Origin of the sequence: Moorena sp. SIO4E2 (genome assembly GCF_010671945.1) — a bacterium.
GTDB classification, from domain to species: domain Bacteria; phylum Cyanobacteriota; class Cyanobacteriia; order Cyanobacteriales; family Coleofasciculaceae; genus Moorena; species Moorena producens.
Window position 1 is genome coordinate 1 of record NZ_JAAHIE010000223.1, and the last position, 11,165, is coordinate 11,165.

Genomic DNA, 11,165 nt, shown 5'->3' on the forward strand with positions numbered 1-11,165 from the left:
GACCCCCAAGACCGCGCTGCATCGCTTTTTGGTCATTACCGATTCTGAGGTTTTTGCTGTAATAGAGACGGTGTTTGAGCTTGTACCGTTTGTACAAAGGCAACTCCTGCCTCAATATCCTGTCTGATTTCTTCTTTATGGTCGTGGTAGTAAGCCAGTGCTGCATAGACATCTGACATGGTAATGCTAGGATGGCGATAGAGAATTTCATCCGGTGACATTCCCATGCTTTCGTGGCAGATGACAATATCTTGAACTCGAATCCGATGTCCGGCAATCCGAGGTTTCCCGCCACAAACCCCCGGAGTGATTTCAATATGTTCTGAGATTGTTGGAATGGTTGTCATTGGGAGAGTTCATAAACGTCACTAAAAGAAGCGTTACCTTACGGTAGTATTATTATTGAATAGCACACTTTGCCTTCTGTTTGCGTTCGCATTCAAAGTATAGCATTTCAGCAAATAGTTAAAAAAAATAGTTAAAAAATCCAATAAGCCCGTTTTTCCTAGTAATCAAGTACACAATATTTTACCCCCGATTCCCGATTCCCGATTCCCTACTCCCGATTCCCTACTCCCTTCCCTAGATCATGTCTTACCGTCAATTTACTATTCAAAAAGTAGTCAAGGATTTTGACTTAACTTTAATCGAACAAGGGAATATTTTTGAAAGCGATTGGCCTACGGCCACGCTACGCGAACGCGTAATTTCTCCTAGTCCTTATTTAGCGGAATTTATCACCCAAAATTACCAACTGGCCATCGCACTAAATACTGAAAAAGCCCGATCAGAACTCTTGATATGTCCAGTGTTACTGGCAGTTAGAGAATTCCATCAATACCAGATTAGCTTGTTTTCTGGGGAAGAGTTTAATGTTGACCCAGAAGTAGGATTAAATGGCACCTGTGATTTTATTATTAGTCTGTCACCGGAACAGTTATTTATTAAAGCCCCGGTAGCCATTATTATAGAAGCTAAAAAAGAAGACCTGAAAGGGGGGTTAGGACAATGTATCGCCGCGATGGTAGCAGCTGGTCGGTTTAACCAACAGGAGAATAATAGTAACGGTAATGCGTTCGCGGAGCGTGGCCTACGGCCAATCGCAACGGTTTACGGTGCCGTAACCACTGGGACTCTATGGCGATTTCTGAAATTGGAGGAAAAAACAGTAACCCTCGATCTCGCCGAATATTTACTCCCTCCCATCGAACCTATTCTAGGGAAATTGGTGCAGATGGTGGAATAGGATTAGGACTTATATCAATTCTGTTCCCATACCCCCCTTATCCCCATAGCCCTAGATTCCTGGCATAAAAAGATTTGGTCGATTTTAATAAAGGGGTAATGACCAAGCGGATTTGGTATTATATCAATTGGGAAGATGGGCAAGTGTCGGGAGATAGGGAGATGGGGAATAGTATTTATTTTTCTATAGTTTTTCCTAGTCTAATCAGGTACATCATATAAATATTTTTCCCTGCTCCGAAGCTCCGTTCGCGTTCGCGCAGCGTCTGGCTCTGCCAGTAAGCGTGGCCCACGGCCTTAGCTCCCTGCTCCCTAAAACCTAGAAAAAAGCCAAAAAAATGGGGAAGAAAAAGTTAGTAAAAACCTTCCCCTCAAGGAAAAGCTAAAGACTAGAAGATGAAAAAACTAGAATATCAAAAAAAATCTGATCACATCTAACCCTAGCATAAACTAATTTAAAATGTCAATGGTTTTTTTGTAAATTTTTATGTTTAGGCTTGTATTTTTATCTAGGAATGTTAATATTTTTATACCAAGTTGCATTCAAAGATATAGCAGAAGTCAGAAGTCAGAAGTCAGAAGTCAGAAGTTAAACTCAAGCCAAACTGTAGTTTGAGACTTTTGTCATGTCCTAATTACCCTGGCGACTGCTATAGTAGATTGCTGGGATAGGGAGATAGGGAGATAGGGAGATTTGGGAAAGAGAAAGTTGTACCTTTGACCGCAACTTAGTATCGAGTTATCCATAGCTTAACTACACAACTGGAATAAACGCTTTAGAATGACGTAAATACTGGGTCATTTGCCCATTGGCCTTTGAGAATTTTGGTTTTGAGTTCCGGTACAGTAGTATGCCTGCAACTATTGCCCTGATTGCCCACGACAACAAGAAAAATGATATAGTGGCATTTGTCAAGCGCCACCACATCGTTTTCTCTCGCTACACCTTAATTGCTACAGGGAACACAGGGAAACAAATTCAAAACTCCACTGGCTTACCTGTTGATTGCTTACTCCCTGGTCCTATCGGTGGAGATGCCCAGTTGTTTGCAGCGGTGGCGGAGGGAAAGGTCTGTGCTGTGTTTTTCTTCATCGATGCACTCCATGCTAAATCCCATGAACCTGATATTCAGGCTCTCTTACGGATTTGTGATGTCCATGATGTAGCGATCGCCACCAACTTAGCTACAGGAGAACTGGTCATCAGTGCCCTAGCGCGGACCCAAGTGGCTCACCTTATTTTTAATCCAGTGGCCGGTCAAGGAGACTCCGATCATGAATTGACCATTATTGAAAACATGCTGGGTGGCCATTTCAATCTCCATATCCATCAAACTACTCTAGAAATTACGGCGGAAGAATTGACCAAACGGGCGATCGCAGTCCACGCCGATCTCATCATTGCCTCTGGCGGTGACGGCACCGTATCCGCCGTTGCCAGTCAGCTGATTGATACCAACATTCCCCTCGCCATTATTCCCAGAGGAACCGCTAATGCCTTTTGTCAGGCGTTGGGCATTGGTGGCACAGTAATGCCCATTCGCGCCGCCTGCCGCATCATTTCCGAAGGCTATACCAAAGTGATTGATGCGGCTCGCTGTAACGACACCCCCATGATTTTATTAACCGGAATTGGTTTTGAAGCAGAAATGGTCGATAAAGCTAGCCGAGAATTCAAGGATCAGTGGGGGGTACTGGCCTATCTGGTAGCGGGATGGCAACAACTGGATGAACAAGAGCTATTTGATGCGGCTGTGGAAATTGAAGACCAGATCTATCGAGTTGAAGTAGGGGCTATCACTGTGGCTAATGCGGCTCCCCCTACCTCAGTGTTAGCCCAAGGAATGGGTGAAGTTATTTACGACGACGGGTTACTGGATGTCACCATGGCCAAAGTAGACACAAAACTTCAGGCGGTCACATCAATGGTCAATGCCTTTGGTGCCGCGTTGGTTCACCTGACACCCAACCAAGAAAATATTCATCATGTCCGAACCCGCAGTATCAAAATCGCCACAGATCCCCCTCAGAAGGTGGTTGTGGATGGAGAAGTCATTGGAACAACTCCTATCAAAGTTGAATGTATTCCCAAGGGATTGACTGTATTTGTCCCCAACCCCAATTAATCTGCCTCAAGCCCAAATAATCTCAATTTGTGTTCGCGTAGCGTGACCGTAGATCAATCGCGTAGCGTGGCCGTAGGGCAATCCCACGACCTAAGTGTTTCATTTATATAGTTGATTATACTGATCAGGTACATTAAATTTTATTATCCCGACTCCCGATTCCCGACTCCCGATTCCCGACTCCCTAAAACTCCAGAATCATAGATTAAGCTAGTAGCAAAGTTAGTTAAAAAACTAGGTTTATGTTCAAAAAGCTATTAGCTCAGGTTGGCATTGGAGCAGCAAAGGTAGATACACGTTTGTACTTTGATTCCCTAGCTCCTGGGGAAATGGTAGAAGGGGAAGTTTATATTACTGGGGGAGATGTTTCCCAGAAGATTGATGATATTTATATTTATCTAGTTACCGAATACTTGCGGGAAGAAGAAGATACCTCAATCACAGAGGAATGCATATTAATGCAATATCGCCTCTCGGAACGCTTCAACTTGGAGGCAAAAGAGGAAATAGTTATTCCATTTTCGTTTCCCCTCCCTGAGGAAACACCACTGACATTAACCAGCCAACCAGTATATTTACGTACTGGCTTAGATATTCCCATTGCCGTTGACCCGAAAGACACCGATTACATTGAGGTACATCCACACCCGTTAATGCAAGCGGTGTTTGATGCATTAGAAAACCTAGGATTTCAACTTCATGAAGTCGATTGTCAGTATAATACTCACTTCGGGGGTAGATATCCATTCGTCCAAGAGTTCGAGTTTCGTCCCATGGGTAAGTATCAGGGTAGCTTGGATGAATTGGAAATCATTTTTTCTCTCTACTCAGAAGACTTAGAAGTTTTCTTAGAAATAGATAAACGAGCCCGTGGATTTGGGGGTTTTCTAGAAGAAACATTCGATCTAGATGAACGTTATGTCCAATTTCAGGTAACACTCGATGACCTCAATCTTCCTATGGGTGAATTAGAAGCAATGATTGAGGAGATTATTGAGAGCCAAATTAATTAGAATTAATCCCTCAAAATCTGATCAATCATCCGGTTAGCTTGGGATTCATAACCACTACCAAAGAGATTAAAGTGATTGAGGATGTGGTAAAGGTTATAGAGGTTTTTCCGCCGTTTGTAACCTTGCTCTAAAGGCCACACCTCGTTATAGCCTCGATAAAATGCTGCTGGGAAACCACCAAACAATTCGGTCATCGCAATATCAACTTCGCGATCGCCTACATAAGTAGCAGGGTCAAAAATTACTGGTTCTCCCGACATGGTAATAGCCGCATTACCACCCCATAAATCACCGTGTACTAAGGAAGGTTGAGGCTGATGATCCAGTAATTTAGGAACTATTGCCAGTAATTGGTCTTGTTTCGGGAAATGACCACTGCGACGCCGTGCTAGCTGAAACTGATAACCCAGGCGATACTCTACAAAAAACTCTACCCAATCCGACATCCATTGATTAACTTGTGGTGTCGAACCAATAGTATTATTTTGATTCCAACCAAACTTACCCATCTCGGTTGAAGCTTGGGGAGTAGCAGCCTGATGCATGGCTGCTAACTGATGTCCCATTTTTACCCAAGACTCGGTACTGTTACCGCCACCAAGGTCTAGCCACTCCAAAACAATATAAGAACAATCCACGGCAGTACCATAGCAAATTGGTTTGGGGATTCGGATAGTCTGAGTTGCCACCATCTGCTTTAGACCGAGGGCTTCGGCCTCAAACATATAGACAGCAGAGGCAGAATTGAGTTTAACAAAATACTTATTAGTCTTACCGACCAGAGCATAACCCTGATTAATACAGCCACCACCAACAGATTGGCGCTGGTTAATCTCAAAGGTTTCACGAGTGACTTGGCTTATCTGGTCAGCAATTTCTTTCCACATCTTAGTCTATTCCCTACTCCCTGTTCCCTGTTCCCTTTGCGATCACAATACCATAAGCATGGGGAGACAGATACTGCTGTGCAGCCTTTTGGATATCAACAGCACTAACTGATTTAATATGACTAGGGTAATTCAGTGCTGGTTCTAAATCCCCGACTTGGGAGTAATAGTAACCATATAAATTGCTGCGAGCACTTGGTTTTTCATTACTAAAGATAAACTGATTGGCCACTTTGGTACGAATCCGAGCAATCTCTGAGTCTGATACCAATTCTGTCTGACAGCGATGGATATGGTTTGCGATCGCATTCTCCACCTCTGCCAAATTCTCAGCTGGCAGTTTAGCAGAAATATAAAACACCCCTTGCAGCCGCTGAGTGATATTACTAACCCCAATTTGAGTAACCAGTTGCCGTTCTTCTCGCAAATCCCTAAACAGCCTGGACATACGACCTCGTCCTAAAATTCCTGCTAGCACATCCAAAGCATAGGTTTCCTTCAACTCAGGTATACCAGGCACCCGCCACACCATCACCAGCCGCGCTTGTTGTAAAGACTCATCCACATACTCCCGACGGACAATGTTCTCGAAAGCTGGTTCTGGGGTAAGGTTTGTTCTATCTTCTATCGTCCTTGGCTGTGCTTGACTAAATCCATTGCTGACAATTTCAATTAATTCCGTAACTGGCAAATTCCCCACCACTGCCGCAGTCATAGACCCTGGTTGATACCACCTACCATGAAAGTCACGCATCTGCTGAGGCTGGAGTTGTTCAATCACCGAGGCAGGTCCGAGCACAGGACGTCGATAGGGTAACTGGTCAAAAGTAGTCTCCATTGCCCATCTATGGGTGCGGCGGCGGGGATTATCCTGGGAACGGCGAATTTCTTCCAAAACTACCATTCGCTCCTTTTCAAAGCCATGGTCAGGAATACTAGGATTGAGTACCACCTCTAGCTGTAATGGTGCAAGCTCGGCAAAATCTTTAGGAGCTGTAGTGATGTAATAGTGAGTGTAATCCTGACTTGTAGCCGCATTAGTTACGGCACCCCGTTGCTCAATCAGCCGCTCAAACTCACCACTTTGCAATTTTGGTGTGCCCTTAAACACCATATGCTCCAGAAAATGAGCCATACCATTAATCTGATCCGATTCCATTGCGGAACCGACATTAATCCAAACATTCAGATTCACAGCTTCAACAGGCATCTGCTCCGCCACAATGGTTAACCCATTCGGTAGCTTTTCAACAGTGGGAGCATTGAGGCAGGGAGTATTGAGCAAACTGGAAGTCATTAAATTAATCACTGATTGACCACTATTTATTCATAGTAATCTTTCCGTTTGATATCGCGTTTTTGATATCGGGAATCGGGAATCGCGAATCGCGAATCGCGAATCGCGAATCAGGATTAGCCACGATAACACCACACTTCCTATCTCCCCATCTCCTTATCTCCCCAACTCCCCATCTCCCCATCTCCCGATTCCCCACTCCCAAACGCCATGGCTCAAGGTAGAATTATGATAAGAAACATTAAGAAATGCAAATAAACCACCATGGTAAGCACTCAGGGCGGTAAAGGTAAGGTAGAATACACCAATAAAGAATTCCCGCAGAAAAAAGACCAGAAAAAAGTAGTAGTAATCGGTGCAGGAATTGGTGGACTAACCGCTGGAGCACTCCTTGCTCGCCGAGGCTACCGTGTGGTAATACTAGACCAAGCCCTAGTACCAGGAGGATGCGCCTCCACCTTTAAACGTCGGGGCTTTACCTTCGATGTTGGTGCGACCCAGGTAGCTGGCTTAGAACCTGGTGGCATTCACAAACGCATCTTTGATGAACTGGAAGTAGACCTGCCAGCCGCTACCCCCTGTGACCCTGCTTGTGCGGTATTTCTTCCCGGTGAAACCGAACCAATTAACATCTGGCGGAACCCGGAGCAATGGAAAAGAGAACGAGAACGCCAGTTTCCCGGTAGTGAACCCTTCTGGCAACTGATGGCAACCTTATTCAATGCCAGTTGGAAGTTCCAATCCCGTGACCCAGTGCTACCACCTCGTAATTTATGGGACTTGTGGCAATTAACCTCAGCAGTGCGTCCTGATACCTTAATTACCCTACCTTTTACCTTCATGACCGTAGCCGATGGGTTGCGAGGATATGGCTTATATGGGAATAAGCGTCTGAAAACCTTTCTGGATTTGCAGCTGAAGCTTTATTCCCAAGTCGATGTTGATCAGACAGCACTGTTGTATGCAGCAACAGCCTTAGGAGTTTCCCAGGAACCCCAAGGGTTATTTCATCTCCAAGGTAGTATGCAGGTGTTAAGCGATCGCTTAGTAGAAGCCCTGGAAAAATGGGGGGGTAAGCTACTAATGCGCCACACCGTTGAACAGATCGAAACATCAGCTGGTAAAGCTACTGGTGTTTCGATTCGCAATCAGAAAACAGGGGAAGTTTGGACAGAACCAGCGGATGAGGTAGTTGCCAATGTTACGGTGCAAAACCTAGTCAAATTATTAGGTAATAATCTACAGAGCTTCAATGGAACCTCGATGGCAGGCTACTCGATGGCAGGCTATAAATATCGAGTCGATAAATTACCTTCACCATCCGGTGCGTTTGTCATCTATCTTGGGGTAGATAAACGTGCAATTCCTGATGGTTGTCCTCCCCATCTTCAGTTTCTCTATGACTACGATGGACCAATTGGCGAGAATAATTCCTTGTTTATTTCGGTTAGTAAGCCAGGAGATGGACGAGCACCAGAGGGAAAAGCAACGATTACTGCCTCATCCTTTACCGATGCTGCCATGTGGTGGCGGGGGTCCAAGCAAGACTATGACCGGTTAAAGGAAGAGTATACAGAAAATGCGATCGCACGTCTTAGTCAATACTTTGATTTAACACCAGAGACCATCATTCACCAAGAAGCAGCAACCCCTCGCACCTTTGCCCGTTATACTGCCAGAGAACAAGGCATTGTCGGAGGGATAGGGCAACGGATACCCACCTTTGGGCCCTTTGGCTTTGCCACTCGCACACCCTGCAAAAGTCTGTGGTTAGTAGGAGACTCGACTCATCCAGGAGAAGGAACAGCTGGGGTCAGTTATTCTGCCCTTACCGCTGTACGGCAGATTGAGACATCATTTTGTTTGTAGGGGCGCAAGCCAAGAGTCCCTAGCTTGGGTAAAGGGGTTTTGGTCTCAAATGTCAAGATCATATGGATCTGTTTTTGGCCAGACCAGCTGTGAAAGGCTACTAACACCAACCCCAAAGAGTTAGGATTAATGACCCGACAGCCTCATGATCAATTTGCCAAACAGTATCTAACGGAGTTGTTAACAGCTCACGGTCAGGTAGAAGTCAGCCGAGAACTAACCAGTGAAGTGCGTCAAGTGGATATTTGGTTTCTACCAACAGCTTCTGAATCCACAGCACCCCAGGAAATTGGATTGCTCGGTCAGATGGCATCAACCGCCTGTTTATTGGAACCGTTCCGCAATGCTACAGGAATCATGGCAGTGCGCAATTGCCTGTTGAAGTTGTTTGCCCTCTACAGTGACCTACAGCGGAAGGCACGACGAGAGAAAAACCTGATCAGTGAAACCGATTTGCCCTGTTTATGGATTTTGTCCCCTTCCTGTTCAGGCCAGCTGTTGAACGGGTTTGGTGCAAAACTTGATAATTCCGGTAATTGGGTCAAAGGAGTTTACTTTTTGCCTGAGTGGTTCAACACAGCCCTGGTGGCCATTAACCAGCTACCTGTTACCGAAGAAACCCTGTGGTTAAGAATTTTGGGACGCGATCGCACTCAAGCGCAAGCCATTAATGAGTTGCTGGCACTGCCTGATCGACACCCAAAACGACGTAACATCTTAGAGATTCTGGCTAACTGGCGCATCAAAATAGACAAAATAGGAGAAAGTGAAGATTTAACTGAAGACGACAGGGAGTTAATTATGAATTTATCACCAGCTTATTTGCGTTGGCGGGAAGAAACCTTAGAGCAAGGCAATTTAGAGGGACAGCGCCTGATGGTGGAGAATCTACTAGCAGGGCGGTTTGGCACTGTTGATCTCGAATTATCCCGAACCATTGAGCCTTTGATGCAGTTGCCGATCACAGACCGTACTCAGGTGCTGCTTAACCTGTCTCGTCAGGAACTTTTGGAGAGGTTTGGAGACAGTCGATCGGATTGATACTGTTACCGTTCAATGGGATTGCGGTGGTATTCCAAGCTCAGTTCGATTTCAGAAGTTTTAGGGGCGCTTCCCTTGCGCCCTTAGCTTGGGTTATAGGGTAAAAGTCTAAAATGTCAAGATCATATGGATCTGTTTTTTGCCAGTTGATCGGTGAAAGGCTACTAATACCAACCCCAAAGAGTTAGGATTAATGACCCGACAGCCTCATGATCAATTTGCCAAACAGTATCTAACGGAGTTGTTAACAGCTCACGGTCAGGTAGAAGTCAGCCGAGAACTAACCAGTGAAGTGCGTCAAGTGGATATTTGGTTTCTACCAACAGCTTCTGAATCCACAGCACCCCAGGAAATTGGATTGCTCGGTCAGATGGCATCAACCGCCTGTTTATTGGAACCGTTCCGCAATGCTACAGGAATCATGGCAGTGCGCAATTGCCTGTTGAAGTTGTTTGCCCTCTACAGTGACCTACAGCGGAAGGCACGACGAGAGAAAAACCTGATCAGTGAAACCGATTTGCCCTGTTTATGGATTTTGTCCCCTTCCTGTTCAGGCCAGCTGTTGAACGGGTTTGGTGCAAAACTTGATAATTCCGGTAATTGGGTCAAAGGAGTTTACTTTTTGCCTGAGTGGTTCAACACAGCCCTGGTGGCCATTAACCAGCTACCTGTTACCGAAGAAACCCTGTGGTTAAGAATTTTGGGACGCGATCGCACTCAAGCGCAAGCCATTAATGAGTTGCTGGCACTGCCTGATCGACACCCAAAACGACGTAACATCTTAGAGATTCTGGCTAACTGGCGCATCAAAATAGACAAAATAGGAGAAAGTGAAGATTTAACTGAAGACGACAGGGAGTTAATTATGAATTTATCACCAGCTTATTTGCGTTGGCGGGAAGAAACCTTAGAGCAAGGCCGGGAACAAGGCAAGGAACAAGGAAATTTAGAGGGACAGCGCCTGATGGTGGAAAATCTACTAGCAGGGCGATTTGGCACTGTTGATCTCGAATTATCCCGAACCATTGAGCCTTTGATGCAGTTGCCGATCACAGAGCGTACTCAGGTGCTGCTTAACCTGTCCAACTTGTCCCGTCAGGAACTGTTGGACAGGTTTGGAGACAGTCGATCGGATTGATACTGTTACCGTTCAATGGTATGGTGGTGGTATTTCGGTTGTATTCCGGTATCACTGGGTCAAGACTGACACAAAACTGGTCACCAAACCCACTTATCTGATAGGGGCGCACGGCGTGCGCTCCTACTTGCTGTTTTTATTTACCACTGCAGCTACCAGAACACTAGCTCAAAGCTAAAGACTGTTATAGCATTTCCAAATGAGATGTAAATTTGTATGGTCTTGTTTTCTTGTCCAATAAAACTCTGTATCTCTTTCCCATCTTGCCTTTTGCCTCTTAAATGCAAGCCAATTCCTGCCATAAGGTGTTTACAACCCAGATAAAAACGCCCTGAGCTGTTGGCGTAGCGTGGGCGTAGCCCATAGGCTGTTAGCTTCACTGCCCTTATCCTGACCTTATATAGCAGCAAAAGTTTTTCTGAAAAACTGTCCGGAATTTACTTGGAAGGGAGAGAACATTTAATTGAAGGCAAGGAAAAATTAAAGTGATGACAACAAAGAGTTAATTAGAGTTAATTATGAATTTATCATCAGCTGATTTCGGTGGCT

General features: G+C 45.2%; 10 protein-coding genes. 6 read left to right on the plus strand and 4 right to left on the minus strand.

The genetic code is table 11. From position 1 onward, the window contains the following. Window positions 1-35 precede the first annotated feature (35 nt). Window positions 36-347 (minus strand): DUF433 domain-containing protein, encoded by a 312-nt coding sequence (locus F6K37_RS21180; RefSeq protein ID WP_044494655.1) that lies wholly within the window; start codon window positions 345-347, stop codon window positions 36-38. A gap of 242 nt (window positions 348-589) precedes the next feature. Here F6K37_RS21180 and F6K37_RS21185 point away from each other — a divergent pair, with 242 nt between their 5' ends. The 3 genes from F6K37_RS21185 (at window position 590) to F6K37_RS21195 (ending at window position 4,384) form a co-directional block, all read left to right on the plus strand. After that, complete coding sequence (locus F6K37_RS21185) at window positions 590-1,246, plus strand: hypothetical protein (RefSeq protein ID WP_008188049.1); 657 nt, start codon at window positions 590-592, stop codon at window positions 1,244-1,246. A gap of 850 nt (window positions 1,247-2,096) precedes the next feature. Further along, window positions 2,097-3,371: a methylglyoxal synthase gene (gene mgsA / locus F6K37_RS21190; protein ID WP_008188048.1), complete on the plus strand. Its 1,275-nt coding sequence runs from the start codon at window positions 2,097-2,099 to the stop codon at window positions 3,369-3,371. 242 nt (window positions 3,372-3,613) lie between these two features. After that, window positions 3,614-4,384, plus strand: a complete 771-nt coding sequence (locus F6K37_RS21195; RefSeq protein ID WP_008188047.1) for a sporulation protein — start codon at window positions 3,614-3,616, stop codon at window positions 4,382-4,384. 2 nt (window positions 4,385-4,386) lie between these two features. Here the strand turns inward: F6K37_RS21195 and F6K37_RS21200 are convergent, their stop codons facing one another. From F6K37_RS21200 to F6K37_RS21210, 3 genes are read right to left on the minus strand one after another with little or no spacing between them, the layout of a single operon-like run. Further along, window positions 4,387-5,271 (minus strand): fructosamine kinase family protein, encoded by an 885-nt coding sequence (locus F6K37_RS21200; protein ID WP_008188046.1) that lies wholly within the window; start codon window positions 5,269-5,271, stop codon window positions 4,387-4,389. A 13-nt stretch (window positions 5,272-5,284) separates the two neighbouring features. Further along, window positions 5,285-6,568 (minus strand): M16 family metallopeptidase, encoded by a 1,284-nt coding sequence (locus tag F6K37_RS21205; RefSeq protein ID WP_008188045.1) that lies wholly within the window; start codon window positions 6,566-6,568, stop codon window positions 5,285-5,287. A gap of 22 nt (window positions 6,569-6,590) precedes the next feature. Continuing rightward, a complete protein-coding gene (locus F6K37_RS21210; protein WP_154659908.1) occupies window positions 6,591-6,752 on the minus strand; it encodes a hypothetical protein in 162 nt (53 codons plus the stop codon). An 80-nt stretch (window positions 6,753-6,832) separates the two neighbouring features. Here F6K37_RS21210 and crtD point away from each other — a divergent pair, with 80 nt between their 5' ends. From crtD to F6K37_RS21225, 3 genes are all read left to right on the plus strand, one after another. Then, window positions 6,833-8,437: a C-3',4' desaturase CrtD gene (gene crtD, locus F6K37_RS21215; RefSeq protein ID WP_008188044.1), complete on the plus strand. Its 1,605-nt coding sequence runs from the start codon at window positions 6,833-6,835 to the stop codon at window positions 8,435-8,437. Between the two features lie 129 nt (window positions 8,438-8,566). Continuing rightward, complete coding sequence (locus F6K37_RS21220) at window positions 8,567-9,478, plus strand: hypothetical protein (protein ID WP_008188043.1); 912 nt, start codon at window positions 8,567-8,569, stop codon at window positions 9,476-9,478. A 193-nt stretch (window positions 9,479-9,671) separates the two neighbouring features. Beyond that, window positions 9,672-10,616 (plus strand): RpnC/YadD family protein, encoded by a 945-nt coding sequence (locus tag F6K37_RS21225; RefSeq protein ID WP_008188042.1) that lies wholly within the window; start codon window positions 9,672-9,674, stop codon window positions 10,614-10,616. The last annotated feature ends 549 nt before the right edge of the window (window positions 10,617-11,165 follow it).

What these genes read in the sequence shown, in the direction of transcription:
- F6K37_RS21205 (WP_008188045.1), bottom strand. Translation starts at nt 6,568, where the DNA reads ATGACTTCCAGTTTGCTCAATACTCCCTGCCTCAATGCTCCCACTGTT.
- F6K37_RS21200 (WP_008188046.1), bottom strand. Translation starts at nt 5,271, where the DNA reads ATGTGGAAAGAAATTGCTGACCAGATAAGCCAAGTCACTCGTGAAACC.
- F6K37_RS21225 (WP_008188042.1), top strand. Translation starts at nt 9,672, where the DNA reads ATGACCCGACAGCCTCATGATCAATTTGCCAAACAGTATCTAACGGAG.
- F6K37_RS21195 (WP_008188047.1), top strand. Translation starts at nt 3,614, where the DNA reads ATGTTCAAAAAGCTATTAGCTCAGGTTGGCATTGGAGCAGCAAAGGTA.
- F6K37_RS21185 (WP_008188049.1), top strand. Translation starts at nt 590, where the DNA reads ATGTCTTACCGTCAATTTACTATTCAAAAAGTAGTCAAGGATTTTGAC.
- F6K37_RS21210 (WP_154659908.1), bottom strand. Translation starts at nt 6,752, where the DNA reads ATGGGGAGATGGGGAGTTGGGGAGATAAGGAGATGGGGAGATAGGAAG.
- mgsA (WP_008188048.1), top strand. Translation starts at nt 2,097, where the DNA reads ATGCCTGCAACTATTGCCCTGATTGCCCACGACAACAAGAAAAATGAT.
- F6K37_RS21220 (WP_008188043.1), top strand. Translation starts at nt 8,567, where the DNA reads ATGACCCGACAGCCTCATGATCAATTTGCCAAACAGTATCTAACGGAG.
- F6K37_RS21180 (WP_044494655.1), bottom strand. Translation starts at nt 347, where the DNA reads ATGACAACCATTCCAACAATCTCAGAACATATTGAAATCACTCCGGGG.
- crtD (WP_008188044.1), top strand. Translation starts at nt 6,833, where the DNA reads ATGGTAAGCACTCAGGGCGGTAAAGGTAAGGTAGAATACACCAATAAA.